Consider the following 26452-nt stretch of genomic DNA (forward strand, 5'->3'; position numbering starts at 1 on the left):
AATGTCTATGGTTTTCTGGGCGCCCGTAGTGTGAGTACAGCGATCTCGGGCGGCACCAGAAAACGGAACGGCATGATGCTTGTACCTATGCCGGTCGTTACAAAAAGGTGCCTGCCGTCTTCCTTTATATGGCCGGAAACATACTTCTGACCGAAAGACGAAGGCACCAGCGGCGAGCCGACTATCGGTAGCCAGACCTGCCCGCCGTGACTGTGGCCGGCGATCATGAGCCGGAAGCGGTCACCGAGACTCTTGTGATAGTTGAGAACGTGAAAAACGTCGGGACTGTGTTCTAGAACAATAAAATCGCCGTTGGCATACGGCTGGCTGACCCCGCGGACCATTGCATCGAACGTGTACCACGAATCGAGCCTAAGATGGTCTTTCAGCCCAAGGATGTTTAGCTTTTTTCCTCCCCTTTCGATAACGGCGATCTCGTTTTGCAGGACAATATACCCAATGTTACCGAGTGATGAGGCAATTGTCTGATCACTGTGCCACCCGTCGTGATTTCCCAAAACGACAAATACGCCAAACTTCGATTCGATCCCCGAGAGCCCGTCCGCGATCTCGCTAACGGGCATGAGTATCGATTTCCGATCGGACGTGTTCGCTACATAATCGCCGAGCATGACGACCGCGTCAGGTTGCTGTCGGTTTATCTGTCTGACGATCTCGCGAAGCTTCTCGTGATCGATTCCGTTCGAGCCGCCGTGAATGTCGGAAACTGCTACGATCTTTAGTCCGTCAAATGCCGGTTCGAGCCCCGTAACAACGATCTCGCTGCTGTTTATGACAAGACGTCTCGGTTCAATGAAATATGCATATCCCAACAAAGCGAACGCGACAGCGGTCGTTAGCAGAACAATGTAGATATTTTTGATCGGGAATGCCATCTATTGGGCGGCGTTCAACGTGACGACATTGATCTCTGGCGGAACTCGGAATCGGAACGGCAGGACACTGGTCCCAACACCGCTGGAAACATACACATGCTTGCCGTCGACGATGGCATGGCCATCCATGAACCGTTTGTCATTAAAGACAGCGAACGGGCCTATGATCGGCCAATTGAGTTGTCCTCCGTGCGTATGCCCCGAAAACATAATGGCGAAGCCCTCAGGCATTTGCAGCGAGGAATCGGGATTATGAGTCAGGGCGATGATGTTCGTTTTTTCGGCAAGTGCCTCAAATGGTTCGAGCGGTACACGCCGGTTGCGGTAAAGATCTTCGATGCCCCAAAGCCTCACCTTTTCGCCGTTGATCTCTATTTCCTGGATCTCGTTCTGCAGGACGGTGATCCCGGCAACCTCTTCGAACTTGCGATGGATGTTCGGCTCGTTGTGATACCAATCGTGGTTGCCAATGATCGCAAATACTCCGTATTTCGCCTTGAAGCCCTTGAGGCTGGCAGCTATGTCATCGACCGGAACCCATAGTTCAGTTCGGTCCGTTCCTTCTGGCTTCCGTCTTGCCTCGCGGTCCCAAACGCGTTCGCTGACGTAATCGCCGAGCAGAACGATAAGGTCGGGGTTCTGCGCATTTGCCTGTTCGACGACGTAGCGGATGCGCTCAGGCGGCGCCCAATTCGAGCCGGTATGAAGATCGGCGATCGTAACGACCTTGAGTCCGTTGAGATTCGGACTCCAATGCGGGATAGTCAGTGTGTCGTGTATAACAACGAACTGCCGCGGTTCGATAAAATAGGCATAAGAAAGAAATGCCGCCAAGAGCAAAATTATCACGCTGAAAACGATTCCGATTCGCTTAAGCCATTTCTTCATTCGATAAGCTCCTGCTGACTCTTGTTTACGACCGACCAAAATACTCGTTCCAACGTTCATCGACGAGCTTGGCGATATCGGCTCGAACCTCGACGACACCGGGATACCAAGGCTTCATACGAGCGTCGATGACTATCGGCGACCCATAAGCGATATGATTGTTCCGGACTTCCGCGGTTCCGGCCGAAATATCGGTTGCCGGATCGAACCGAGTCCACGTCGCCCAAAGGAACTTATCCGTGTATCTCGCGACATCGGCGTCGTCGTGGATCACGACGACCTGCCAATCGTCGAACATGCCCGAGGCGGCAAGGCGTTTCCCGAGTTCCCTCTCACTCTCGAACGCTTCGCCCTCGACGACCAGACAACCGCCGCAAACCGGCAACGCCTTCCGGACGCCGGGCGGAAGCTCGCCGCTGAACTCGCGAACGAGGTCTCTTCTCGCATCACCGGTCCCCATCAAAATGGCTTTACTGCCATGATTTATCTTTCCACTTGCGTAATCGAGCGTATCGAAAGCCGTTTGGGATAAGATGAAAAGATCACGCTGCCAATCGACCCGGGCGAGAATGTACTCGAACAGCGACCCAAAATCGCGCAGGTCCTGTTCTTTGTCGGTAAGCAGCAAGAATTTTGTCAGAGCAAGCTGTCCTTCTCCAAGTATCCGGAATCCTGCAGAGAGCGCCTCACGGCCGTATCGTTCTTTCACGACTGCCGCAGCGAGCGAATGAAAACCAGTCTCGCCGTAACTCCAAAGATCCTTCACCGCCGGCATCACCAGTGGGAAAAGGGGCGAAAGCAGTTCTTGCAAATAATCGCCGATAAAGAAATCTTCCTGACGCGGCTTTCCGACGACGGTCGCCGGATAAATGGCATCCCTTCGGTGAAAGACGGCGTCCGCGTGGAAGACCGGATACTCATGCGCAAGCGAATAATAACCGTAATGATCGCCAAAAGGCCCCTCGGGACGGCGTTCGTCCGGCGGAACATAGCCGCAGATCGCAAACTCTGCTTCCGAGAGCAAACGGTGGTGGCCGGCGATCGGGTTGTCAGCGACGCCGATCTTCGAATCGGCGAGTAAAGATGCGAGCATGAGTTCGGGAACGTCCTCCGGCAAAGGCGCGATCGCTGCAAGGATCATAGCCGGCGGGCCACCGAGAAAGATCGTAACCGGAAGTGATTCGCGTCGCTGTTCGGCTTCGAAGTAATGAAATCCGCCGCCCTTGCCGATCTGCCAGTGTATTCCGGTCGTATTCTTGTCATACCGCTGGATACGATACATGCCGAGATTCGGCTTGTGGGATGAGGGGCTCTCTGTGTAAACCAGCGGCAGCGTGATGAAATGCCCGCCGTCCTCATGCCATAGTTGAAGAAGGGGTAGCTTTTCAAGATCGACCTGCGGCTGACGCGATTCGAGCACCGGCGGACTTCGAACCGTTCTGGTTCCCAGCCGCAATGCGGTCAAACCCATATCTCGGTAGCCCCATAGCTTCCCGATCTTGGGTGGGACGAGAATATCGACCATTTCGACGGCTCGTTTTACAAACTCTAGCGGACGTTTCCCAAATGCCAGTTCAATACGCTTTACGGTGCCGAATAGATTAGTGACAACCGGGAATGTGGAACCCTTTACATTGGAAAAAAGCAATGCCTTGCCCTGCTCTTCGATAACACGTCGATGTATCTCAGCGATCTCAAGATACGGATCAACCTCGGCTGAGACCTCGGTGAGTTGATCCTCTTTCCGAAGGACTTCGATGAACGACCGCAGATTCTTGTGCATATTTCCGTTACAACGCTAAAATCAATTGAAACAAAGCAATCGCGAAACGGCAAACCAAAGCCAATATCAAAACTTCTACATGCGAGAGAAACCATTATTCAGCACTCCGCATCAAACCCAGCCTAGCTTATCGGATCCCGATATGGTCACGGTCACAATTATGCTAATCAGAACTCTCCTCGTTTCATTGCTTGTTAGCTGCCACTTTACTGTATTCGCGCAGACGGCTGACCAGATGCGCTCCGCTGCCGAGGCAGAGCAGGCAGCCGTCAAGGCCTACCGGGCAAGAGAAAACGGCGAATTCCTTCTTCAGATCGCGAAAGCCAATTCAGATCGTCCAAATCATCCGCGGCTGATCTACAATCTCGCCATTGCTAAAACGCTTAATGGCCTGCACACCGAAGCTCTGGATCTACTCGAACGGTTGGCCAAAATGGGTCTTTCTTACTCCTTTGAACGGAACGAGGACCTGAAGCCCTTGTTCGAAAACGAACGCTTCAAAGCGATCGTGTCACAGATCGCAAGCAATCGGATCCCGATTAATGCCAGCGAGAAGATCTTCGAGGTCGATGACAAAACACTCATCGCTGAGAGCGTTGCTTTCGACCCGAGGTCCGGATCGTATTTTGTAGGCAGCGTGCATCGCCGAAAGATCATTGAGATCGATAGAACCGGAAAGCAATCCGAATATTCAAGGCCAGAGGACGGACTGTGGAGCGTGCTTGGTTTAAGGGTCGATACGGCACGCGGTTACCTTTGGGCTGCAAGTTCGGCTGTACCGCAAATGGCGGGATTTAAGGAATCTGACAAGGGGCGTGCCGGAATCTTTAAGTATGACCTTCGTACCAGAAAACTGCTGCGGGCCTTTCTCTTGCCGACCGGTGAGTCACACCTTCTCGGTGATCTATTGGTCGATGGCGAGGGCAATGTCTACGCGACCGACAGCGTTTCACCAAACATCTACAGAATAGATCTTCGAAAGAACGAAATTTCACTATTTCTTAGTTCCGACCGTTTTTCCTCTCTCCAGGGTCTGGCATTTGGGAAGCGGAACGAGGAGTTGTTCGTTGCCGATTATTCCAAGGGTGTATTCCGTATCGACGTCGCGACAAAGGCGATCACGCAGATGAAGCCCGCCGATCACGTTACATTATTGGGTATCGACGGCCTTTATTACTATCGGGGGCAGCTGATCGCGATCCAGAACGGTGTGAATCCTAACCGCGTCGTTCGTTTTCAACTGCGCGGAAACGAGATCAGTGAGACTCGAACGCTGGAAGCCAATCATCCGGACTTCATGGAACCAACTCTCGGTACTCTCATCGGTGACGAACTGATCTACGTAGCCAACAGCCAGTGGCCATTAGTGAACGAAAAAGCCGAACTTACGCTTGAAAAACTACGTCCTCCCGTGGTTCTTAGGCTCAATCTAAAAAAGGCGCTGGCAAAATGACCAACGCCTTAACATCGTTGTCTCAGACAAACTCAACTGGTTTTTCTTAAACCCGGTCTCGTGATATCCAACTCCGCCACCGGGATCACGTTGACAGCCCTATCCGGGAATCTCTTGGCAAGATCAGCCTTGAACTTCGAATAGTCGCCGACGATTATTATATCGCCGCCGAGAAGATGGGCCTTTGCGAAATCCCGGATCTGGGCGTCGGTCACACCGCCGACGTCTGTCACATATGAATTCAACGTTGTATTGGGCAAATCGAACGTATAGAGGTCAGCGAGTGCATTAACGAGTCCGCCGGTTGTCTCGATATTGCGCCCAAATCCACCTGTGAGTACGGCCTTACGCGGATCCAGTTCTGCCGGCAGCACTTCACCAGTCGTTAACCTGTTTACTTCGGCGATCATCAGCTCAGCCACTTCCGGCGCTGATTCATTCTTCGTTTGGGTCCGAGCCGTGAACCGTGCGGCGGCGGGTCGCCATGCAAATCCGCTGCCCGCCCCGTAGCTCAGACCCCGTTTAATCCGAATTTCCTGGTTCAGCCGCGATGAATAACCGCCACCGAGTAGCGAGTTAAGAACAGCTGACGGGTAAAAATCAGTCTTTTCAAACCGCCGAACGCCGTTCAACGATCTGGCGTAGGTTACGGCCGCCTGTCCGGAATCCGGTACGTCGATAACCAAAAGCCGATTTGATGCTGTCGAGTTTGAACCTGACGACGGAAGAGCCGTATATCTTGCCTCCTGAGCATCGCTCGCCCAAGAACCAAAATATTTCTCAGCGAGTTGAGTTGCCGCGGCCGCTGAAATGTCACCTGCGAAGATCAGGACCGAAGATCTAGGACCTATTTGTTTATTGTAGAAGGCGCGTAGATCATCGACCGCGATACTTTCGATGCTTGCGGTCGTGCCACCCGCGGGGTGTTCATTAAAGGTATATCGGCTGGCGACATAGCCGGCGATAAAACCGGGCTGCGTAAGGTTGTAAGTCAGTCCGTCGATCGCCTGAGTTTTGAGAAGATCTAGTTCGGACCGTGGAAAGGTCGGATTTCGAACGACATCGGCCATGATGGACATTGCTTTTTCGATCTTGTCCGACGTAACGCCGATCGTCACAGCCGAACTGTTCCAACCCGCGCCTGAATTGATGCCGCCCCCCAGAAACTCGATCTCTTGTGCTATCTGTTCAGCGGAGCGCGTTCTCGTTCCTTTCGTCAGCATCGACGTGGTCAGATCAGCAAGGCCCGCCTTTTCCAACGATTCGTTGTAAGCTCCGGTGCGAATTAGTAGTTGTACCGTTATCATCGGGATCGACCGCTTTTCAACGACCGATACCGTCAAACCATTCTTCAACGTTGTCTCTTTTATCGCCGGAATCGTTACCGAACGTGCCGGGCCGGGCCTCGGTTCCTGCGATAAAGATGGAACGACCGAAGCGCAAATGATGATCATCGTGACGAAGATCGTAATGATCGCCGCGGTTCTTGTCGTATTATGCTGATACTGACCTGCGTGTCGATCTCTGCCGATTGGCGACCGGAGAGGTTGATTAGTTTTCATTGGTCTTCACCTCCGCCTTCGCTTGGTTGTAATAGATCACGACGCGATTGTTGTCTTTCATATATTGCCGCATTACACGCTGGATATCGGCCGGCGTCACGGCCTGTAGTTTTTCGACCTCATCATTTACAGCTTTCGGATCGCCAAGGTAAGCAATGGCTCGCTCGATGATTATCGCCCGGCCATCGTTATTTTCTCGTTGTTGGATCGCCGATGAGATCACTTGATTCTTAGCCTTTTCCAACTCCTGGGCCGTCACGGGTGCATCCTGCATCTTTTTGATCTCGGCCAGCAACCCCTTTTCAAGAGACTCCGACGTACCGGTATCGGAGGCGATGCCGACCAACGTTATCAGCCCTCTATCTACCCTGATGTCTGCCCGGAAAGACGCGTCCTGAGCTATCTTTTGATTACGTACGAGTTCAATATACATTCGTGAGCTTGCGCCGCCTGAAAGTATATTCTGAGCAAGAATTAGAGCCGGCACGTCGGGGCTCTTTGGACCTGGGGCGAGATATGTAATGGCGACCGCCGGAAACGGCACGATCGGGGCAAATTCGGCATATCGCCTTTCGGCAGTCCAGTCAGGCTCGGTGACATTCACTCGAGGAATATTTCCGGCTGGTTTCGAGATCTTTCCAAAATACTTATCGACCCATGCAGTCAACTGCGCTTCGTCAAAATCGCCGACGACGATCAGGACCGCGTTGTCCGGACGATAAAACTCGCGATAAAACTTCTGGGCATCCGCCGGAGTTGCTGCGTCAAGCTCTTCAAGATTTCCGATCACGCCTCGCCGATACGGATGCCTTTGATATGAAAGGCTGTCTATCAACTCAAAAAAACGTCCATAAGGATTCGCCAGCACTCCCTGGCGAAACTCTTCTTTCACAACATCGCGCTCTGAATTGAAGTTTGTCTCGTCGACGTTCAGATTTACCATCCGGTCGGCCTCGGCCCATAACAGAACTTCAAGATGGTTCGATGGAACGACCTCGTAATAATTCGTGTAGTCTGGCCAGGTCGAAGCGTTGTTAAAACCGCCTACGTCCTCGGTCAACCGGTCCAACTTTTCGTTTGGCATGTTTTTGGTCGATTTGAACATCATGTGTTCGAACATATGTGCAAAACCGGACCGTCCGGGGGGATCGTTCTTGCCCCCGACGTTATACCAAACATGTATCGAAACCGTCGGGCTCGAGGTGTCGCGATGGGTCACGACTCGCAGCCCATTTGAAAGCGTGCGTTCCTTGATCGCCAGCGGCGGCACCTTAATCTGGGCGACCGCCGTAACACTAAGCAGCAACAACGAACAACACAATATCTTCAGCATTTTCATATTTCACCAAATGAAATTTAGCAGCGACCGACGTACGAGAAAAAGTAGTTCGTTACCGATCGCATCAACTTGGATGCGAGCTGTCGCCAAACGGTGACGGGCGTGTATGCGCTATTGAGCGTAGTCGTAAAAGCCCTTTCCGGACTTTCGTCCGAGCCAGCCGGCATCGACGTACTTTTTAAGCAACGGGCACGGACGGTACTTGGGGTCGCCTAGGCCTTCATGGAGGACGTTGAGGATCGCGAGGCATACATCAAGGCCAATGAAATCAGCTAAGGTTAACGGACCCATTGGATGGTTCATGCCGAGTTTCATGATCTCATCGATCGCTTCCTTTGTAGCAACGCCTTCATGGAGGGCAAAAACGGCCTCATTGATCATCGGCATGAGTACACGGTTAGAGACGAATCCGGGATAGTCATTACATTCGACCGGGACCTTCCCGAGTCTTTCCGATAGTTGCTTTACCGTCGCATATGTCTCGTCAGAGGTCGCGATCCCGCGAATTACCTCAACCAGCTTCATTAATGGAACTGGATTGAAAAAATGCATTCCAATGACCCTATCAGGCCTGGCCGTTACAGCAGCGATCTTCGTGATCGAGATCGAGGAAGTGTTCGATGAAAGAATAGCGTCCGGCCCACAGATCGAATCAAGCTGTTGAAAGATGCTTTTCTTTATCTCGAAATTCTCGGTTGCCGCTTCGACGACGAGAGCACATTCCTTGAGGTCATTAAGTTCGGTCGTAACCTTGATGCGTCCGAGGATCTTCGACCGCTGTTCCTCGGTCATAGTCTCTTTTTTTACGAACCGGTCAAGACTCTTTCCAATGTTCGCGAGGCCTCGTTCGACGAGTTCAGGTTTTACGTCACACATAACGACGTCAAATTCCGCGCCAGAGGCAGTCTGGGCGATGCCGTTCCCCATTGTTCCGGCACCGATCACTCCGATAGATATGGTCATTTGCTTTATCCCTTTAGAATTGATTTGGATCGAGAACGGAATAGAATATCGAAAGCCACCTGCGAAAACAAAGACAGTGACGGGCAGCGTGTGTGGGCCGGTGATTTTGGTTCAAATCTATTCAGTCCGGTCGGCGGAACATGCAATATGATAACGGGTCGAAAAACAAACGTCTTCCAACCCGCACAAACTACCGAACTGGCCATTGGCGCTATTCGCGCTCAATCGCCATCGCAACTGAGTTGCCGCCTCCGAGGCAAAGGCCCGCTACCCCTCGCTTGGCCCCTCGGCGTTTCATTTCATATAGCAGAGTTGTTAGCACACGTCCGCCGGAATTGCCGATCGCGTGACCCATGGCAACCGCGCCGCCATTGACATTGACCAGTTCAGGATTGATCCCAAGCTCTTTCATGACACCAAGAGCCTGGACCGAGAACGCCTCGTTCAGCTCGAATAGGTCAACGTCCTCGAGCGACCAACCAGCTTTAGCGACAGCGCGTCGGATGCCCTCGACCGGTGCGAGCATGATGTATTTCGGTTCGATGCCTGAAACTGCATACGATACGATTCGTCCCAGCGGTTCGATACCAACCTCTGCAGCCTTGGCAGATGACGTGACGACAAGAGCCGAAGCTCCGTCGTTCACTCCTGGTGCATTGCCGGCGGTGACGGTTCCGCCATCTTTCTTGAATGCCGGCTTGAGTTTTGCGAGAGCTTCGATCGTGGTTTCCGGACGGACCGGTTCGTCGTGATCGAGCAAGATCGGATCGCCTTTCTTTTGGGCTATCTCGATCGGGATGATCTCGTCCTTGAAGCGGCCGGCTGCCTGTGCTTCCGCAGCCTTGCGGTGCGAGTTGAACGCAAATTCGTCCTGGAGTTCACGTCCGATCTGATGTTTTTCCGCAACCACCTCACCCGTATTGCCCATGTGCCAGTTTTCGAACGGACACCAGAGACCGTCATGGATCATCAGGTCTGTAGCCGTCTGATTTCCCATTCGAAATCCCTCACGCGCCGTTTGCAGGGCGTAAGGGATGTTAGACATCGATTCCATTCCACCGGCAACGACGAGGTCGCTGTCGCCCAACTTAATAGATTGTCCGGCAAGCGCTACCGCACGCAATCCCGAACCGCAGACCATATTGACCGTGAGCGCTGAAACCTCGGGCGGTAATCCTGCTTTCAATGCAGCTTGTCTCGCCGGCGCTTGCCCAATGCCGGCCTGGACCACGCAGCCCATTATCACCTCATCGACCGCTGCGGGATCGACACCAGCACGTTTGACAGCTTCCCTTATCGCGATCGCACCAAGCTCTGGCGCGGTGAAACCCTTCAAAGCACCCTGAAATTTGCCGGTCGGCGTTCGAGCGGCGCTGATTATTACTGCTTCATTCTTGATCGTCATAATTGGTAATATCCGTTATCAAAATAGCTCACTATAACACTCTAATTCTAAGCTCTCTATTCGTCCGTTTCAATCCGGAGGTGTCCAGACGTCTAAAGATTAATACCAGAGAGCATGCAAAACATAATACGACAGCGATCAGATATTGACCTTAATTTCGCAACGTGTAAAATTGGTCTATCCGAAAGTTCTCTAACGAAACATACGTCCACAAATTAGGATTAGGAGGCCGCGATGTTACTTGCCCTCGAAGGAAGCTCGCCAACGATCTTCGGCGAAAACAACTATAAATATTACGTTTGGGAAGCTTATCTTACTACTAAAGAGCCGCATGGCATCTACATACCGGGACCGGCAGCGATCTCGAATTCCTTCAGCGGCATTAACATCAGAAAAATGGCCGATCGCGCCTGTTCCTACATCGGCTCAAATAGCGGAAAAGTTTGCCTGATCGGGTGGAGCCGCGGTGCGGCGGCGTGCATTCAGGTGGCTCATAACCTCAAGGGCCGAGGCACAAAGGTGGACGCAATGTTCCTTTTCGACGCGGTCGACCAGGATACGTCAACAAATAGCGACCTCGATCTTATCCCCGACAGCGTCGTGAATGTGTACCACGCCGTTGCAACCAAAAAGAGTTGGATGGATAGACAATTATTTCCCACTTGTGGAAAACGGGTGGCGAAAGGCGTCAATCTCGATCGGAAGGACTTCGACACATCTCATGGTGGAGTTGCCGGTGCAGGGGACGACGACGCCGGTTCAAAGGTTTGGATGTGGGAAAAAATGCGGAACGAAGGCGTTATTTGATGTGCCTGCTTAAATTTGATCGCGATGGTTCTTATATGCGCCGAAAGCGCTCTGAGGAACTTCGCTCAAGATCTTCGCGATGATCGGGATGAGCAACTGCGATAAGGGCAGCGGCCCTTTGCCGGAGGTTCTTTCCATAAAGATCTGCTACCCCATATTCGGTCACGACGTAATGCACGTGTGCTCGGGTGGTGACGACTCCTGCACCTTCCTTAAGAAAGGGAACGATCTTGCTTTCGCCCCTCGAAGTGATGGATGGCAACGCTATGATCGGCTTTCCGCCTTCTGATAACGAAGCCCCTCGGATAAAATCCATCTGACCGCCTACACCCGAATACTGCCTTGTCCCGATCGAATCAGCGCAGATCTGACCTGTAAGATCGACCTCGATCGCGCTGTTGACAGCGATGACGCGGGGATTTCGTCGGATGACCGCGCTGTCATTGACGTAGGCAATATCCAGCATTAGAACCTGCGGATTATCGTCGATGAAATCGTAAAGCCGTCGCGTCCCCATCACGAAGCCAGCTACGATCTTCCCAGGATGCTTTGCCTTTTTACTTCCGGTAACAACACCTTTTTCGACGAGTTCGATCAACCCGTCCGAAAACATTTCGGTATGGATCCCAAGATCCTTGTGTCCGAGCAGGGACGCAAGCACTGCATTTGGTATCGAACCAATTCCCATCTGAAGCGTTGATCCATCTTCGATCATTTCAGCAACATAGCTGCCGATCGCCCGATCGATGTCGGTGAGTTCGGGCATCTTGACCTCAGGCAGCGGCGTGTCGACGAAAACTGCGTGATCGATATCGCTGATGTGAACCAGAGCATCGCCATGCGTTCTTGGCATTTGCGGATTGATTTGAGCGACGACGATCTTTGCACACTCGACCGCCGAGCGTGCGATGTCGACCGAAACGCCCAGCGAACAAAACCCGTGCTTGTCTGGCGTCGAGACGTGGATCAATGCGACATCGATGGGTAAAACTCCACGTCGAAAAAGCGCGGGTATCTCGGAGAGGAAGACCGGGATATAGTCAGCCCTGCCATCATTGACCGCGCTACGAATATTTGGGCCGACGAAAAATGCATTTACCTTGAAACTCTCAACATAGGCCGGCTCCGCATAGGTCGCTTTCCCTTCTGTGTGGAGGTGCACGAACTCAACATCACGCAGCTCCGCTGCCCTTTCGACCAAAGCGTCGATAAGGATCTGCGGGACCGCCGCAACGCTGTGAACGAAAACGCGGTCATTGCTCTTCACCGGCTTTACGGCATCTTCTGCTTTATTGTGGATTTCCATCTGGGGTTTCTTTCATCACGTCCGTATTTCTATGTTCGCCTGTTGTTTTTTAATTATGCTAAGGTTTTCCAATGCCTTTAGAATTTTTGCCGGGCGATTATCTCGTTTTCCAGCTCGAATCCGGATTCGGAATTTTAAGAATATTGCATCGGGACGATTCAACCGATGGCCTGATTTGGCACATTGCCGTGTATTCGGATCTTTTTCTAGACGTAGAGTCGATCGAAAACTCGGACAGTTGGGCTCATGATCTGAGTGTCGCGTTACCTCACGTTGCGATGACCAACCGTTCGTTCGAAAGCACCCAAGTAGCTTTTCTCGCTAATATTCCACTGAGTTCGCATGAACTGATCCCGCTTGAGAAGTGGCGATCGGATCCAGATAGGGCCGTCGTCGATCGGTCGGTTCGGCTTATGCTCGGGCTACGGTAAATACTACTGTTTTGGCAAATTGATCTTCGTTGCAGTGCTTTTTGAAAAACTGGCTGTGACAAAATCGGCGTAATTCGCGGCGTTGATCTATGCAACCGAAATCGGCACGCTCTCGCGTTTTGGCCTCAACATATCGATCGGCATTTTCACTATTCCGGTTCTTACATAAGTCTGGATATGCCACGCGGTCATCGCGAGCAAAAACCCTGCTGCCGGATAGATCACCCGTGGGACACCTTCGCGGCACCAAAACGTATAATGGACAACTATCGCAAAGATAAGCGAAACGGCAGCCGTGATCAGCGTAAGAAACGAATCTGAAGTTAAGTGAACTTCGATAGGCTGCTCTTTCTGAACGACGCCATCCAAATCAGGAACAAACGATCCGCACATCCGGCAAAAGTTCAAAGGTTCCTGCTCACCAGTTCCGCAATTCGGACCGATAATAATATGTTTGATCATACGAACCGAAGGATGGTTCAGTTCATTTGCGTCTTCGCCGTTCCATTTCCCTTTCTAGCAGCACGAGTTCGCGGCTCACTTGACCTGCCGTTGAGGTATTCTCTTCCGCCCGTCTAATCAAATATGGAACAGCATCCTTTACAGGACCGTAAGGAACATATTTTGAGACGTTATAGCCATGTTTCGCCAAAACATACGAAAGGTTGTCGCTCATCCCGTATAGCTGCGAAAAATTGACGTGAGGATGCTTTGGCGGAACGTTCTGGTCATGAAGCTGCTCGACAAGGCGACGGGTACTGGCTTCATTGTGCGTGCCCGCGACGAATGCGATCTCGTCCAAATGAGACAGGCAATAATCGACTGCAGCATCGTAATCGGCGTCCGTGGATTCTTTATCGGGCTGGATCGGCGAATCGTAACCCATGTCAGCGGCACGTTCGCGTTCTTTTTCCATATAAGCTCCGCGGACAAGTTTCATCCCAAGAACGAACCCCTCGCGTTTCGCAAGCTTTCGCGAATCGCGGAGAAACTGCAAGCGGTCTTTTCGATAGAGCTGGACCGTATTGAATACGATCGCCCGGCCGACGTTGAACTTTGCCATCATCTCGTTCGCCATTCGATCGATCGCATCCTGTATCCAGGATTCTTCAGCGTCGATGAATACCGGCTGGCCGAGCCTGTGCGCAAGCGAGCATATTTCCTCGACCCGGGCATGGATCGCCTCGCATTTCATTTGGCTTTTCGCGTCGAGTTTCTTCTTCGAACTCATTCTTTCGAGCGTGCCTAAAGGGGCAATTCCCGAGACCTTGAAGACCGCGAAGGGAATATTCGGGTCGTTCTTGGCGCGTTCGACGGTCCGCATTATTTCGGCCTTGGTCTCATCGAATTCTAACTCCTTTGTCTTTCCTTCAACGGAATAATCGAGAATCGTCCCAATACCCGCCTTACCGAGCCGCTCGATCACGAGCTGGCATTCCTCGATAGTCTCTCCACCGCAAAACTGCTCGTATATCGTGCGTTTTATCAAGCCTTCCACCGGCAGTCCCAGACCGAGCGCGAATTTAGCCGCTCCGGTGCTTATTGCATTCAGAAAAGGCGAATTCATCATTCTGAAAAGTCTGTACTTTTCCTGGAGTTCTGTGTCTGATTTATCGGCAAATGCAGTTGCGGTGTCCTGGAAATCGATTGCAAGTTCGCTCATATGATCGTCGCGGGTTCGGCAAGAACAAAGCCACAGATTATGCCATAGAAATACTTTTGTAAAATTGTGACTTTGCGTAATTTGCTTTAGTATCTTTGTTTTACGAGAACTAAAGCAGCGAAACAGTTATGAGCAAAGCATTACCGAAGCGATCCGAGAATTATTCGGAATGGTATAACGAAATTGTCAAGCGCGCGGATCTTGCCGAAAACTCGGCGGTACGCGGATGTATGGTCATCAAGCCTTACGGCTTTGCAATATGGGAAAAGATGCAGCGTGCTCTGGACGACATGTTCAAAGCAACAGGTCATCAGAATGCTTACTTCCCTTTGTTCGTCCCAAAATCGTTTCTGGAGAAAGAAGAAGAACACGCCGAGGGCTTCGCAAAAGAATGTGCTGTCGTGACGCATTACCGTCTCAAAAGTAATCCTGACGGCCCTGGGCTCGTTGTTGATCCGAACGCGAAGCTTGAAGAAGAACTCATCATCCGGCCGACGTCGGAAACCGTCATTTGGAACGCCTACAAGGGTTGGATACAGTCGTGGCGTGACCTTCCGGTTTTGGTGAACCAATGGTGTAACATTGTTCGCTGGGAGATGCGCACCAGGATATTCCTCCGTACGGCAGAGTTCCTTTGGCAGGAAGGGCACACCGCACATGCGACCGAGCAGGAAGCGATCGCCGAGACCGAGCAAATGCTTGGTGTTTATGCCGATTTCGCCGAAAACTGGATGGCGCTGCCTGTCGTCCAAGGCGTAAAGACGCCAAGCGAACGGTTTGCAGGCGCTCTGGAGACTTATTGCATTGAGGGCATGATGCAGGACGGAAAGGCTCTGCAATGCGGCACGTCGCACTTTCTCGGACAGAATTTCTCGAAAGCGTTCGATGTAAAGTTTGTCAACAAAGAGAATCAACTAGATTTTCCGTGGGCGACGAGCTGGGGCGTCTCAACACGACTGATGGGAGCGCTCATCATGGCGCATTCCGACGATCAGGGACTTGTTCTTCCCCCAAAACTTGCTCCGATCCAGGTGGTCATTATCCCGATTTACAAGACCCCCGAGGATCTCGCTGCTTTGAGCGAGAGGATCGGTCCGATCCTCAATGCGCTTAAAGCGGCCGGCATATCCGTAAAATACGACGACAGCGAAAACCAAAGATCCGGGTGGAAATTTGCCGAATACGAACTCCGCGGAGTTCCGGTTCGCCTTGGCATTGGCATGCGCGATCTCGAAAATGGCACGGTCGAGGTCGCTCGTCGTGACACGCTGTCAAAGGAATCACGGCCCGTCGAAGGAATAGTTGAGTATTTAAGCTCCTTGCTTGACGAAATACAGGCAAATATTTACCGAAAGGCGATGGAATTCCGCGAAACGAATACATTCAATGTCGACACTTGGGATGAATTCAAGGAACAGATAGAAAAAGGCGGCTTTTTGATGGCTCATTGGGATGGCACAGCCGAAACTGAAAATAAGATCAAAGAAGAGACCAAAGCCACTATCAGGTGCATACCTCTTAATTCGCTGGAAGAGGCAGGAAAGTGCATTTATACGGGTAACGAATCGGGCAAACGCGTTGTTTTCGCCAGGGCCTATTGAAACAAGGAAATCCGGTTGAAGTTTGGACGGCTACGCGCCGTCCTTTTTCTTTTTCAACAGAAATCTAATCTGTTACACACCACTCATTTCGACTTTTTCGGGTTTTGACTCGTCCAAGAATGTGAGAATGCGAATGTTTCGCGTTCGTTTCCGCAGATGCGGTATTATTCTCGTGCAAGATCGTTCGCCTACACGAGTAGATGTTTAAGAACTTTACGGATGAGCAACTTGTCGAATTGGCAATTTCGGACGACCCCGAAGCTTTCGGCGAAATCGTTAAACGCTGGGAACGAAAGATCTTCGCTCTCTGCTTCGGTATGCTTACACGTGAAGATGAGGCAAGAGATGCCGCGCAGGAGACTTTCATCGCCGCGTATCGCAATTTGGCAAAATTCCGCGGCGAAGCAAAGGTGTCGTCTTGGCTTCATCGAATCGCGGTGAACCAGTGTTTGACAACCAAGCGTCGAAACAAGGCCCGCTCAGAGGATTTTCTCGATGACGAATCCAATGAGGAAGATAGGGTCTTCGTGGCACCGGCCAAGTTTTCGCCGATGATCAATGCAGAGCAAGGCGAGCGACTGGTGATCGTCAGGCAAGCGGTCGGTTCGCTTCCGGTCGAACTGAGGCAAGTGATCGTCATGAAAGAGTTTGAGGATATGACGTTTCAAGAGATCTCAGAGACCCTGGAGCTTCCGCTGAGTACGGTAAAAAGCAGGCTATATACGGCGTTGAGGCAACTTAGGATGAAATTGGAACGGTTACCGATCGAGGTGGCATAAATAAAATGACCGAGAAAGTGGAAAAGCACAACTGCAACTTCAGCGGGCAGATCGTTGCATATATCTATAACGAAATGCTTGCGGCCGAACGGGAGAGTTTCGACGATCATTTGCCGAAATGCAGCTTTTGTATCGATGAACTTGCGGGACTGTCTAATGCAGCCTTTTCGCTGCGTGAATGGAAGGATGTTGAATTCGCTCCTTTGTCCGACCCCGTAATAGAATTACCGAGCGTTGCTGATACATCGTTAGGTCATACGCCAGGTTGGTTTGACGGTTTTCGAGCGATTTTTCAAGTTCCACGTTTGGTCGGAGCCGGTTTTTCTGCAGCCGCGATCGTGGGAATATTGGTTCTTGCAGGATTGGTCCTCGACCTTCGCGTACCGGTTGACGTTGCCGTCCTCGAAAATCGCAATTTGCCCGCACCGTCGCCGGAAAAAGTATCTGCAGTGAGCAGCAATGAGGGTGCTATTAGAACGGTTGGCGAAACCGTGGTCAGCGATACCCTTCAGACTTCGCGATCAGATACGGTCCTTCCGGTTCCTCCTAGTGCGACCCCGACGAGATCCGAACCGGCGAAAGCGATCAGGACATCGTCGCGACCGACAGAACGACGAACGAACGCAACCCGTCCGAATCGCGGTTCGGAGACCACAAATATAAGGTCTCCGCGGTTGCTCGAATATGAAGAAGATCAGGACGACAGCCTTCGTTTGGCTGACCTTCTGGAAGACATTGAAACAAGTGATTGAAGCCCATGTTTAAGACCGTATTTAAAGAATGTGCCCTTTTCGGGAATTTGTTTCTGGCATTTCTCCTGTTCACTGTCGGTGTGTCAGCCCAGGTCACGCAACCGGTTGACCGCCCCGAAGGGCCCCCGCCTGATGGCCAGGCAATTCGGCAGCCTAATCTGTTGCGCGAACTCGGCCTGACACAACCGCAGATACGGCAGTTGCGGCTTTTGAACGTTGAGGGCCGGCCGTTGATGCAGGAAGCACAACGCAAACTGCGGGAAGCGAATCGGGAACTCGACCTTGCGATATATGCTGATAATATGCAAGAATCCGAGGTCGCTGAAAAGCTTCGAGCGTTTCAGTTGGCTCAGGCCGAGGTCGCAAAGCTTCGCTTCCAGGGTGAGCTCGCGATCCGCAGAATTTTGACTCCTGAGCAACTTGTCAAATTCAGAGAGCTACGAGCGCGTTTTGGACAGATGAGAGAAAATATGCAGCAACGGCGCGGGAATAGGCCGGCTCAACCTCGCGACGGCGTGCCGGGCCCAAAAAGGCCCCTAGATCCGCCTAGTTTATAGGTTCCCCCAAAGCAACGGCAAAAGCAGTCGACCTTAACCGGCCGGCTGCTTTTGTTTGGTGTTTGCTTTAGTTCGTTGTAACCTTTAGCAGTTGATCCAAAAGCCTTACCAATTTTTCGTTTGACGATGAATCCAGTCGCTAAATTTCTCTCCGAACTGCAAGATATAAGTCTGCTTATTTGGCGTGGGATCGTAAGCCTCGCCACGGGGCCGCGTTATCTTTCAGAAACTGTAAGGCAAATGGATCTTATCGGGGTCGGTTCATTACCGATCGTCCTTTTGACTGGATTCTTCACAGGCGGCGTCCTCGTTCTTCAAACATTCCCTACCCTTGAATATTACAGTATCCAAAGTGAATCGGGCCGTTCGGTCGCGACGTCTCTCATCCGCGAATTGGGCCCGGTCCTATCTGCGTTAATGGTCTCTGGACGCATCGGATCGGCGATCTCCGCTGAGTTGGGGTCAATGGTCGTCTCGCAGCAGATCGACGCAATGCGGGCATTAGGTACGGACCCGGTCCGTAAACTGGTAGTTCCGCGAATAATTGCCTTGATAATGATGCTTCCGCTTTTGACCGTTGCAGCAGATATCTTCGGCCTGATCGGCGGCGGCGTTGTCGCGAACTACCTTTACAACCAGGACGTCAATGTGTTTGTCGAATCGGTCCGAAACGGAATTTCAACGTCTGACATCATTGGCGGCATGATAAAACCGCTGTTCTTTGGATTGGTCATCGGAGCAGTTTCGTGTCACAAGGGATTGAGCACCTCGGGTGGCACGGTCGGCGTGGGCCGTTCGGTCACGAACGCTGTTGTGATCTCGTCGATCTGGGTCATCATTTTCGACTTTTTTCTTTCGAAGGCGCTCCAGTACGTTCTCGACATCGGCCGTATCTAGACCCTATAATCGGTGAAATCTTATGCTTGCGTCCGATATTGATGAACACAAAGACTCCCACGGTTTCAATATCGAGGACGCCGAAAGCATCCACGATGCGGTCGACGAACCCGATCGGATATTGCCGGTCATCGAGTTTCGAGACGTGCATTTGGCATTTGACGAAAAGAAGATCCTTGACGGTATCAGCTTTTCAGTTCGAAGGGGCGAGACAAAGATCATTCTTGGGCGCAGCGGCGGCGGCAAATCGACGATCATTCGGCTGATCCTCGGACTACTGAAGCCGGATTCGGGCGCGATCCTTATCGATGGTGAGGACATTACGGCATACGACGAGCCTGAAATGATGCCGGTGCGGCAAAAGATCGGGATGGTCTTTCAGGAAGGAGCATTGTTTGACTCGATCTCGGTGCACGACAATGTCGCATACCGTCTATTGGAACAGGGCGTATCGGAGGACGAGGTCGAGATCGAAGTAAAACGAATGCTCAGGTTCGTCGATCTCGAGGACGCGGTCGATAAGATGCCAAGTGAGCTATCAGGCGGAATGCGAAGGCGAGTCGGGATCGCACGGGCCCTCGTCGGCGATCCTCAGATCGTACTCTTCGATGAACCAACCGCCGGCCTGGATCCCCCGACCGCTCGAACGATTTGTGAACTGGCAATAAAGCTGCGCGATCTTCAGGATGTCTCGTCGATCTTTGTCACGCATGAGATGAACAATGTAAAGTACCTTTCATCCGAATACGCGACCGTGAATGAAAACGGCGAGATAGTACTTGAAAAGGAAGGCGAAAGGCTTTGCCTCGTCAATACCGATATCCTGATGCTCCGCGACGGTAAGATCACCTTCAGCGGAAGCGACGAACAACTATCCTCGAGCGAAGATCCGTATATCAGGCGATTCGTCTACGGCAAGTGAGAGATCGATACAAATGGTGCAAACACGCAAAACACTGACATTTACGCAGCTGAGAGTTGGCATTTTTGTGCTTTTTGGCCTTCTTATCCTCGCATTTCTGATCCTCAATTCCACGGGTGACTTTAATCCGTTCGAGAAGAAGATCATACTCAAGGCGCGTTTTGCAGCGGCTGACGGACTTCGAGAAGGCTCTGAGGTTCAATTGGCCGGCGTCAGAATAGGAAAGGTACGCGAGGTCGTTCTACTCCCGCCCGATTCGCCGGAAGAAGCCAAGATCGAGGCTGTAATGGCCGTTGACGGCGAATTGAACGGTAAACCGATATCCGAGCGGATACGAACGGACTCGACCGCGCAGCTCATAGCTGTATCTGTACTTGCAAACGACAAGACGATCAATATCTCTCCGGGAACCGCAAAAGGCTCGCCCGTTGCTGAAAACCATATTCTGGAATCAAGCGAGGCCATTTCCATCAATCAGCTTACGAAAACAGGAAACGATCTGCTTCAGCAGATCAATAAGCTCGCGGTTCCTGCGAATGAGATCCTAAATAAGGCCAATCAAGGCGAAGGCACCATCGGACGGATCGTCAATGACGAGTCACTTTACAGAAACCTTGACGCAACGGTAGCAGAAACCAAACTGACGATGGTAAAGCTGCAGACGACGATCGAAAAGATCAACAAAGGTGAAGGAACCGCCGGCCAATTCATCAACAACCCGGATCTCTATAACAATCTCAACAAGACCGTCGCACAGCTTGAAGCTATTTCAAACGATATCAAAGCTGGCCGTGGTTCGGCCGGCAAGTTTGTCACCGACGATGCTCTTTACAATGAGACCAGGGCTGCCATCACCGATCTTCGCACGTCCGCAGCAAAGATAAACGCGATCGCCGACGATTTTAAGGCCATATCAACCGACCTTGCAGAGGGTCGCGGAACGGCCGGAAAATTCCTCAAGGACGAACAGTTTTACGAAGATGCCCGGAGTGCGCTTGCTCGGTTCAACTCCACTACGGCCAAGGTTGAATCCATACTTGCGGATGCCCAGGCTGGAAAAGGCACATTGGGACGTTTCGTTACCGACGAAACGCTCTACAACAACATCAACCAAACCGCGTCGAACATCAATCAGTTCTCGAGCGAGGGAACCAAACTCCTCTACGATTTTCGCCAAAACCCCAAAAAATTCCTTCGGATAAAGCTCGCAATATTTTAGCGACAAAAAGCGGACCGTATTTGACGCGTTGTATATTTCTCTCCTATACTCTGTATATATACAATGTATATACAGTATATGTGTATGCATACGGGAAATATGTCAAAAAGCCAAAGACAAGAGACTCTTCGAAATATCGTTGCTGCGAAACGTATCGAACGTCAAGACGAACTTGTCAGGCTGTTGCGTAGAAATGGTTTCAATGTGACCCAGGCGAGTATTTCCCGCGATCTGGATGAACTCGGGATCGTTAAGGCCGGCGGTAAGTATGTATTGCCGGGTATCGATGCCAAACAGTCGAAACTTGGTCTCCGCCGCGTCGATCTGGCAGGCGAAAATCTCCTCGTGGTTCGTTGTTCTCCGGGATTCGCGTCAGCGGTCGCGTCGATGATCGACGCCCTGAATGATCGCTCGGTCGTTGGTACTATCGCCGGTGACGATACGGTATTTGTTGCCGTAAATGACCGCACGGCGCAAAAGTCTGCTTTGGCCGCTATCTCAACCTTAATGGAATCGTGAACCGATGAATACTGGGGAAAAAATAAAGGTCGCTATATTTGGAGGGTCTGGTTATGGCGGAAGCGAACTTTTGCGCATTTTGCTCTTCCATCCGTTTGCCGAGATAGTCTTCGTCACCGCAAATGAACATGCCGGACGAGCGGTCAGCGACGTGCATAAAAACCTCCTCGGCCTGACAGATCTTGTTTTTGTGCAGAATTTGGACTCGATTGGATTGCTTGCGGGCGTTGATTTGGCCTTTTTCGCGTTACCGCACGGTCAGGCATCGGATCTGATTCCACAGTTACCCGATCATGTCAGGGCTATTGATCTTTCGGGAGACTTTAGGCTCGATGATCCCAAGACGCACGAGCAATATTATGGTCGGAAACATGCAGGTGAGCTTCAGAGTCGTTTCGTTTACGGACTTACAGAAACAAACCGCGACGCGATCAAAGACGCGCAATACGTAGCAAATCCGGGTTGTTTCGCCACAGCGATCACTTTGGCGCTTGCACCAATGGTCAGGAGCGGTCTGATAAACGGGAAAGTGATCGTTGACGCTAAGACGGGTTCGTCCGGTTCGGGAGCAAAACCGGCTGCCAATACGCATCATCCGCAGCGAATTAACTCGTTTTACGCCTATAAGCCATTTGAACACCAGCACTTACCCGAAGTAAAACAGCATCTTCGTTTATTTGGGGGATTTGACGGCGACCTTATCTTGATGACGCACAGTCTACCGGTGTCGCGGGGTATTTTCGCCTCTTGTTATCTAGAAACGACCGTCGAGATCACAAATGAAGATGCCATGAACCTGTTCAAACATACCTATTCCGATTCTTTTTTTGTTCGTCTTAGGGATGGCTCTCCTGATATCAACTGGGTGAAAAACACCAATTTTTGCGATCTAAGCGTTCGCACGAGTGGTCGAAACGTGGTCATATTTTCGGCCATCGACAACCTTGTCAAAGGCGCCGCAGGGCAAGCAGTACAAAACATGAATTTGATGTTCGGATCGAAAGAGGAAACCGGGCTCGTATTTCCGGGAAGCAACCCTTGATCAATAACTGTCTGAATACATCAATTATCCGATAACCGATGCGATTTCAAGAAATACAGCGTACGGAAGATCTATACCAGGTCGAAACGTATCAAAAAATGGGTATCTCGGTCGCTCGCGGATCGGGTTCGCGGATCTGGACCAACGATGGTGAAGAATACCTCGATCTTTACGGCGGGCACGCAGTCTGTGCGACCGGACATTCGCATCCGCATGTAGTTCAAGCCATTAAAGATCAGGCCGACAAGGTCATATTCTATTCAAATCTTGTCTACTCCGAGGTACGTGGTCGTGCCGCAGAGAAACTTGTCTCTGTAGCGCCAGATGAACTGAACAAGGTGTTTTTCTGTAATTCCGGGACAGAAGCCAACGAAAACGCAATGCGAATGGCTCGCATGACGACTGGAAGAGAAAAGATCGTGTCATTTTCAGGGGGCTTTCATGGACGTACTGCCGACTCGATCTCGGCGTCATTTCTCGGCAAGTACCGCGAGATCGGGAAACCGAATGTTCCCTTCCATATTGAAGCCGAATTCGGGATTGTCGAAAGCGTTCAGGCCGTCATCGATAACGAAACGGCCGCAGTCATCATCGAACCGATCCAGTCGATGGCGGGCGTTTCCGAGGCGAAGCCGGAATTCTTCGCGGCACTCAGGCGGTTGTGCGACGAACACGGCGCGATGCTGATCTTCGACGAGGTGCAAACAGGGCTTGGTCGAACAGGCAGATGGTTCTTTTCAGGTAGTGAACTTGCGGGCGGCGTCGTTCCTGACGTTCTGACACTCGCAAAGTCGCTCGGAAGCGGGGTACCGGTCGGAGCCTGCTTGGTGCGCGAATCGATCTCAGACAATCTCCAGATCAATGATCTTGGGACGACCTTCGGCGGCGGCATGATCGCAATGGCCGCGGTCCTGGCGACGCTTGAGGCGATCGAAAATGACGACCTGATAGCGAATGCGGCACGCATCGAACAACAGCTGCTCGATGCGCTGCGAGGTCATGAGTCGGTCGTCCGCCTTCGAGGGAAGGGGTGTTTACTTGGGGTCGAGTTAGATCGGCCATGCAAGGCAATGCATCAACTTCTGTTCGAGAACAAGATATTAACGGGTACATCAAGCGATCCGCATGTACTGAGAATTCTTGCCCCACTTTGCACGACGCACGATGAGATCGACCGGTTTCTTGGAGTTATCTATGGATAGTTTCTTAAGCACATCCGGCCTTGATCGGGCATCGCTCGAGTATTTGGTCGAAAATGCCGTCGGGTTCAAGGAAAGACGAGATTCGGACAGCAAGCCCCTTTCAGGCCGTTCTATCGCACTCGTATTCTTTAATCCGTCGCTTCGAACGCGTGCATCGATGCAGGTCGGCATTTATGAACTCGGCGGTAATGCGGTGATCTTGGAGCCCGGGTCTACATCGTGGACGCTCGAGCATCGAGAAAGCGTGGTCATGGACGGCGACAAGACCGAACACTTGAAAGAGTTCGTCCGCGTGCTTGGGCGATATGTTTCGGCCATCGGCGTAAGGACATTCGCCGAGTTGAGAGACTGGAATGTCGAAAGGACCGACCCCGTACTTAATGCATTTGCTCGATACTCTACCGTACCGATCATCAATCTTGAGTCATCAATGCACCATCCCTGTCAGGCGATGGCGGACATGATGACGATTCGTGAAAATCTCGGGGTCGGTGGTAGAAAGGTCCTGTTGACATGGGCCTGGCACCCAAAGGCTCTGCCAATGGCCGTTCCGAACAGTTTTGCCCTTGCGGCGGCCCAATTCGGGCACGAGCTGACGATCGCCTGTCCTGAAGGTTATGAACTGGACGATGCATTGATGGCTCAGATACGATCCGAGGCTCAGTCAAACGGGGGAACAGTCAGTTTAACGAACAACGAAACGAGCGGATTCGATGAAGTTGACGTTGTGTATGCAAAGAGTTGGGGCAGTAAGAACCACTACGGCGATCTGGAGCGGGAAATCAGCGAGCGCTCGTTGTACCGCGGGCAATGGATGGTCGACGAAGCGAAAATGTCACGGACGAATCGAGCGAAATTCATGCACTGTCTTCCTGTCAGGAGAAATGTGATAGTTTCCGACGCAGTTATCGACTCTCCAGATTCAGTCATTATCGACGAGGCCGAAAATCGCCTTCATATTCAGAAGGCGATCTTGACGGAGATGCTTAAATGAACATTGAGACCTTAGACCTGCTTCGCGAGGCTCTTCCCTATATCCAGCGATTTCAGGGAAAGACGTTCGTGGTCAAATTCTCAGGGAAGGTAACCGAGGACAAAGAAAATCTCGCTTCGCTTGCCGAGGAGATCGCCCTGCTCCACCAAGTCGGCATCCGCATCTGCGTAATTCACGGCGGCGGAAAACAGCTTAGCGAGCTTGCTCAAAAACTCGGGGTTGTTCAGACGGTGGTCGAAGGCCGGCGCGTGACGGACGACGATACACTCGATCTTGCGAAAATGATCTTTCGCGGCAAGATAAATACGGAGATCCTATCTCAGTTACGGCGGCGAGGGGTCGATGCTGTCGGGCTTTCCGGTGTCGACGGTGGGGTAATTAAAGCTGTCCGAAGGCCGCCCAAGAACATGTTGAACAAACAGACCGGCGAAATTGAATCGATCGACTTTGGCAATGTCGGCGACATCGTAGAGATCGATACGCATCTGCTCGATCTCTTGCTCGAAGGCGGCTATTTGCCCGTGATCTCGTCGCTCGGAGCTGACGATGAGGGGAAGGTCTTCAATATCAACGCAGATACGATCGCGGCCGAGATCGCCGTTAGCATGAAAGCCGAAAAACTGATCCTGCTTTCTGATGTCGACGGTATCTATACCGACCCTACTGATCCTGCGACAAAGATCGATCGCTTGACAACGATCGGCGCAATAAAAATGATGAAAAGCGGTAAGGCTACCGGTGGAATGATCCCGAAACTGCAAAGCCTGACGTCGCTACTATCGAGAGGCGTCGGATCTGCACACGTGATAAGCGGCACTGCGAAAAATGCACTACTGGCAGAGGTGTTTACCGACGAAGGATCGGGAACGATGATCTGCAAATAGAAAACAATTGTTCAATGATCAACCAGAAAACTTGGTGCTGAGGGCGGGACTCGAACCCGCACGGATTGCTCCACACGCCCCTCAAACGTGCGCGGCTACCAATTACGCCACCTCAGCAATTGAAAGATCTAATTATTCGCCGGCGAATTCCCCGCATTGTTTGCCGGCGTCGCGTTCAAATCCTGCTGATTCGATGCCGGAGCCGATTCGGCGTTCTGGGCGTTCGGTTCGGTCGGAACTGAGTTTGAGTTCGAATCGACAACGGCCGGTCCGGGATCGGTCGTCGTATCAGTGACAGTCTGAAGCACCGAAACGTTCCCCTGCAAAGCCGGCATCGAGATCAAAAACGCTGAGACCATGAACACCGAGGCCGCGACGATCGTTATCTTTGAAAGGATCGACGCAGTTCCACGAGGACCAAACGCAGCACTCGAAACATTACTTGTAAACAAAGCACCGGCGTCAGTCTTCCCGGGCTGGAGCAAGACCGTTGCCACAAGTACGAGGCACGCTATAAAAAATAGTCCGTAAAGTATATAAAGCAATCTAGTGTCCTACCTGATGATCTTAGATCTCTCGTCTTCCCAG

26 protein-coding genes and 1 tRNA gene are annotated in these 26452 nt (G+C 51.7%); 15 read left to right on the forward strand and 12 right to left on the reverse strand.

The window, feature by feature from the left end; translation table 11 throughout:
* Positions 1 to 5: 5 nt before the first annotated feature.
* From IPM28_03395 to IPM28_03405, 3 genes are read right to left on the reverse strand one after another with little or no spacing between them, the layout of a single operon-like run.
* Positions 6 to 896, reverse strand: coding sequence for a metallophosphoesterase (locus tag IPM28_03395; protein ID MBK9172037.1), 891 nt, complete (start codon positions 894 to 896; stop codon positions 6 to 8).
* Complete coding sequence (locus IPM28_03400; GenBank protein MBK9172038.1) at positions 897 to 1784, reverse strand: metallophosphoesterase; 888 nt, start codon at positions 1782 to 1784, stop codon at positions 897 to 899.
* A 25-nt stretch (positions 1785 to 1809) separates the two neighbouring features.
* The gene (locus IPM28_03405) at positions 1810 to 3567 is read right to left on the reverse strand and encodes a UbiD family decarboxylase (GenBank protein MBK9172039.1); all 1758 of its coding nucleotides are present in this window, start codon (positions 3565 to 3567) and stop codon (positions 1810 to 1812) included.
* 160 nt (positions 3568 to 3727) lie between these two features.
* Here IPM28_03405 and IPM28_03410 point away from each other — a divergent pair, with 160 nt between their 5' ends.
* A complete protein-coding gene (locus IPM28_03410) occupies positions 3728 to 5020 on the forward strand; it encodes a hypothetical protein (protein MBK9172040.1) in 1293 nt (430 codons plus the stop codon).
* A 32-nt stretch (positions 5021 to 5052) separates the two neighbouring features.
* On the opposite strand, the gene IPM28_03415 is transcribed toward IPM28_03410, so the two are convergent.
* From IPM28_03415 to IPM28_03430, 4 genes are all read right to left on the reverse strand, one after another.
* Entirely contained in the window at positions 5053 to 6582 is a 1530-nt protein-coding gene (locus IPM28_03415; protein ID MBK9172041.1) for an insulinase family protein, read from the reverse strand.
* On the reverse strand, positions 6572 to 7915 hold the full coding sequence (locus IPM28_03420) for an insulinase family protein (protein ID MBK9172042.1): 1344 nt from the start codon (positions 7913 to 7915) through the stop codon (positions 6572 to 6574). The genes IPM28_03415 and IPM28_03420 overlap by 11 nt, the downstream gene beginning before the upstream one ends.
* 117 nt (positions 7916 to 8032) lie before the next feature.
* Positions 8033 to 8884, reverse strand: coding sequence for a 3-hydroxybutyryl-CoA dehydrogenase (locus IPM28_03425; GenBank protein MBK9172043.1), 852 nt, complete (start codon positions 8882 to 8884; stop codon positions 8033 to 8035).
* A 211-nt stretch (positions 8885 to 9095) separates the two neighbouring features.
* Positions 9096 to 10283 (reverse strand): acetyl-CoA C-acetyltransferase, encoded by a 1188-nt coding sequence (locus tag IPM28_03430; GenBank protein ID MBK9172044.1) that lies wholly within the window; start codon positions 10281 to 10283, stop codon positions 9096 to 9098.
* 240 nt (positions 10284 to 10523) lie between these two features.
* Here IPM28_03430 and IPM28_03435 point away from each other — a divergent pair, with 240 nt between their 5' ends.
* Positions 10524 to 11096 (forward strand): hypothetical protein, encoded by a 573-nt coding sequence (locus IPM28_03435; GenBank protein MBK9172045.1) that lies wholly within the window; start codon positions 10524 to 10526, stop codon positions 11094 to 11096.
* Between the two features lie 31 nt (positions 11097 to 11127).
* Here the strand turns inward: IPM28_03435 and IPM28_03440 are convergent, their stop codons facing one another.
* Complete coding sequence (locus IPM28_03440; GenBank protein MBK9172046.1) at positions 11128 to 12402, reverse strand: acetyl-CoA hydrolase/transferase family protein; 1275 nt, start codon at positions 12400 to 12402, stop codon at positions 11128 to 11130.
* A 71-nt stretch (positions 12403 to 12473) separates the two neighbouring features.
* Between IPM28_03440 and IPM28_03445 the strand changes: the two genes are divergently transcribed.
* Positions 12474 to 12833 carry a hypothetical protein gene (locus IPM28_03445; protein ID MBK9172047.1) on the forward strand — a complete coding sequence of 120 codons (360 nt, stop codon included), beginning with the start codon at positions 12474 to 12476 and terminating at the stop codon, positions 12831 to 12833.
* 87 nt (positions 12834 to 12920) lie between these two features.
* On the opposite strand, the gene IPM28_03450 is transcribed toward IPM28_03445, so the two are convergent.
* Both IPM28_03450 and IPM28_03455 read right to left on the reverse strand, forming a co-directional pair.
* The gene (locus tag IPM28_03450) at positions 12921 to 13295 is read right to left on the reverse strand and encodes a hypothetical protein (GenBank protein ID MBK9172048.1); all 375 of its coding nucleotides are present in this window, start codon (positions 13293 to 13295) and stop codon (positions 12921 to 12923) included.
* A gap of 22 nt (positions 13296 to 13317) precedes the next feature.
* Positions 13318 to 14496: a proline dehydrogenase family protein gene (locus tag IPM28_03455; protein MBK9172049.1), complete on the reverse strand. Its 1179-nt coding sequence runs from the start codon at positions 14494 to 14496 to the stop codon at positions 13318 to 13320.
* A 128-nt stretch (positions 14497 to 14624) separates the two neighbouring features.
* On the opposite strand from IPM28_03455, the gene IPM28_03460 reads away from it, so the two are divergent.
* The 12 genes from IPM28_03460 (at position 14625) to argB (ending at position 25864) form a co-directional block, all read left to right on the forward strand.
* Complete coding sequence (locus IPM28_03460) at positions 14625 to 16097, forward strand: proline--tRNA ligase (protein ID MBK9172050.1); 1473 nt, start codon at positions 14625 to 14627, stop codon at positions 16095 to 16097.
* 200 nt (positions 16098 to 16297) lie between these two features.
* Positions 16298 to 16876 (forward strand): RNA polymerase sigma factor, encoded by a 579-nt coding sequence (locus tag IPM28_03465; GenBank protein MBK9172051.1) that lies wholly within the window; start codon positions 16298 to 16300, stop codon positions 16874 to 16876.
* Positions 16877 to 16881: 5 nt separating this feature from the next.
* On the forward strand, positions 16882 to 17628 hold the full coding sequence (locus IPM28_03470; GenBank protein MBK9172052.1) for a hypothetical protein: 747 nt from the start codon (positions 16882 to 16884) through the stop codon (positions 17626 to 17628).
* Positions 17625 to 18185 carry a periplasmic heavy metal sensor gene (locus IPM28_03475; GenBank protein MBK9172053.1) on the forward strand — a complete coding sequence of 187 codons (561 nt, stop codon included), beginning with the start codon at positions 17625 to 17627 and terminating at the stop codon, positions 18183 to 18185. The genes IPM28_03470 and IPM28_03475 overlap by 4 nt, the downstream gene beginning before the upstream one ends.
* 126 nt (positions 18186 to 18311) lie before the next feature.
* Positions 18312 to 19082: an ABC transporter permease gene (locus tag IPM28_03480; GenBank protein MBK9172054.1), complete on the forward strand. Its 771-nt coding sequence runs from the start codon at positions 18312 to 18314 to the stop codon at positions 19080 to 19082.
* 22 nt (positions 19083 to 19104) lie between these two features.
* Positions 19105 to 20004 (forward strand): ATP-binding cassette domain-containing protein, encoded by a 900-nt coding sequence (locus tag IPM28_03485; protein ID MBK9172055.1) that lies wholly within the window; start codon positions 19105 to 19107, stop codon positions 20002 to 20004.
* 13 nt (positions 20005 to 20017) lie between these two features.
* On the forward strand, positions 20018 to 21223 hold the full coding sequence (locus IPM28_03490; protein MBK9172056.1) for an MCE family protein: 1206 nt from the start codon (positions 20018 to 20020) through the stop codon (positions 21221 to 21223).
* 99 nt (positions 21224 to 21322) lie between these two features.
* Positions 21323 to 21742: an arginine repressor gene (locus IPM28_03495; protein MBK9172057.1), complete on the forward strand. Its 420-nt coding sequence runs from the start codon at positions 21323 to 21325 to the stop codon at positions 21740 to 21742.
* 4 nt (positions 21743 to 21746) lie between these two features.
* Positions 21747 to 22784 carry an N-acetyl-gamma-glutamyl-phosphate reductase gene (argC, locus tag IPM28_03500; GenBank protein ID MBK9172058.1) on the forward strand — a complete coding sequence of 346 codons (1038 nt, stop codon included), beginning with the start codon at positions 21747 to 21749 and terminating at the stop codon, positions 22782 to 22784.
* Between the two features lie 38 nt (positions 22785 to 22822).
* Positions 22823 to 23986: an aspartate aminotransferase family protein gene (locus tag IPM28_03505; GenBank protein MBK9172059.1), complete on the forward strand. Its 1164-nt coding sequence runs from the start codon at positions 22823 to 22825 to the stop codon at positions 23984 to 23986.
* On the forward strand, positions 23979 to 24980 hold the full coding sequence (locus tag IPM28_03510; GenBank protein ID MBK9172060.1) for an N-acetylornithine carbamoyltransferase: 1002 nt from the start codon (positions 23979 to 23981) through the stop codon (positions 24978 to 24980). The genes IPM28_03505 and IPM28_03510 overlap by 8 nt, the downstream gene beginning before the upstream one ends.
* Complete coding sequence (argB, locus tag IPM28_03515; protein ID MBK9172061.1) at positions 24977 to 25864, forward strand: acetylglutamate kinase; 888 nt, start codon at positions 24977 to 24979, stop codon at positions 25862 to 25864. Before IPM28_03510 ends, argB begins: the two co-directional genes overlap by 4 nt.
* Before the next feature lie 32 nt (positions 25865 to 25896).
* Here argB and IPM28_03520 read toward each other — a convergent pair.
* Positions 25897 to 25981, reverse strand: a tRNA-Leu gene (locus IPM28_03520).
* A gap of 11 nt (positions 25982 to 25992) precedes the next feature.
* Positions 25993 to 26409 (reverse strand): preprotein translocase subunit SecG, encoded by a 417-nt coding sequence (gene secG / locus IPM28_03525; protein MBK9172062.1) that lies wholly within the window; start codon positions 26407 to 26409, stop codon positions 25993 to 25995.
* Between the last annotated feature and the right edge of the window lie 43 nt (positions 26410 to 26452).

Origin of the sequence: Chloracidobacterium sp. (assembly GCA_016716305.1) — a bacterium.
Lineage (GTDB): Bacteria > Acidobacteriota > Blastocatellia > Pyrinomonadales > Pyrinomonadaceae > OLB17.

Bases quoted from the DNA above. Each gene is read 5' to 3' on its own strand.
- IPM28_03420 (MBK9172042.1), bottom strand. From the start codon at position 7,915: ATGCTGAAGATATTGTGTTGTTCGTTGTTGCTGCTTAGTGTTACGGCG.
- IPM28_03465 (MBK9172051.1), top strand. From the start codon at position 16,298: ATGTTTAAGAACTTTACGGATGAGCAACTTGTCGAATTGGCAATTTCG.
- IPM28_03490 (MBK9172056.1), top strand. From the start codon at position 20,018: ATGGTGCAAACACGCAAAACACTGACATTTACGCAGCTGAGAGTTGGC.
- IPM28_03440 (MBK9172046.1), bottom strand. From the start codon at position 12,402: ATGGAAATCCACAATAAAGCAGAAGATGCCGTAAAGCCGGTGAAGAGC.
- IPM28_03400 (MBK9172038.1), bottom strand. From the start codon at position 1,784: ATGAAGAAATGGCTTAAGCGAATCGGAATCGTTTTCAGCGTGATAATT.
- argB (MBK9172061.1), top strand. From the start codon at position 24,977: ATGAACATTGAGACCTTAGACCTGCTTCGCGAGGCTCTTCCCTATATC.
- IPM28_03485 (MBK9172055.1), top strand. From the start codon at position 19,105: ATGCTTGCGTCCGATATTGATGAACACAAAGACTCCCACGGTTTCAAT.
- IPM28_03505 (MBK9172059.1), top strand. From the start codon at position 22,823: ATGCGATTTCAAGAAATACAGCGTACGGAAGATCTATACCAGGTCGAA.
- IPM28_03445 (MBK9172047.1), top strand. From the start codon at position 12,474: ATGCCTTTAGAATTTTTGCCGGGCGATTATCTCGTTTTCCAGCTCGAA.
- IPM28_03495 (MBK9172057.1), top strand. From the start codon at position 21,323: ATGTCAAAAAGCCAAAGACAAGAGACTCTTCGAAATATCGTTGCTGCG.
- IPM28_03425 (MBK9172043.1), bottom strand. From the start codon at position 8,884: ATGACCATATCTATCGGAGTGATCGGTGCCGGAACAATGGGGAACGGC.
- IPM28_03450 (MBK9172048.1), bottom strand. From the start codon at position 13,295: ATGATCAAACATATTATTATCGGTCCGAATTGCGGAACTGGTGAGCAG.
- IPM28_03470 (MBK9172052.1), top strand. From the start codon at position 16,882: ATGACCGAGAAAGTGGAAAAGCACAACTGCAACTTCAGCGGGCAGATC.
- IPM28_03415 (MBK9172041.1), bottom strand. From the start codon at position 6,582: ATGAAAACTAATCAACCTCTCCGGTCGCCAATCGGCAGAGATCGACAC.
- IPM28_03460 (MBK9172050.1), top strand. From the start codon at position 14,625: ATGAGCAAAGCATTACCGAAGCGATCCGAGAATTATTCGGAATGGTAT.
- IPM28_03435 (MBK9172045.1), top strand. From the start codon at position 10,524: ATGTTACTTGCCCTCGAAGGAAGCTCGCCAACGATCTTCGGCGAAAAC.
- argC (MBK9172058.1), top strand. From the start codon at position 21,747: ATGAATACTGGGGAAAAAATAAAGGTCGCTATATTTGGAGGGTCTGGT.
- IPM28_03410 (MBK9172040.1), top strand. From the start codon at position 3,728: ATGCTAATCAGAACTCTCCTCGTTTCATTGCTTGTTAGCTGCCACTTT.
- IPM28_03395 (MBK9172037.1), bottom strand. From the start codon at position 896: ATGGCATTCCCGATCAAAAATATCTACATTGTTCTGCTAACGACCGCT.
- IPM28_03480 (MBK9172054.1), top strand. From the start codon at position 18,312: ATGAATCCAGTCGCTAAATTTCTCTCCGAACTGCAAGATATAAGTCTG.
- IPM28_03455 (MBK9172049.1), bottom strand. From the start codon at position 14,496: ATGAGCGAACTTGCAATCGATTTCCAGGACACCGCAACTGCATTTGCC.
- IPM28_03510 (MBK9172060.1), top strand. From the start codon at position 23,979: ATGGATAGTTTCTTAAGCACATCCGGCCTTGATCGGGCATCGCTCGAG.
- IPM28_03405 (MBK9172039.1), bottom strand. From the start codon at position 3,567: ATGCACAAGAATCTGCGGTCGTTCATCGAAGTCCTTCGGAAAGAGGAT.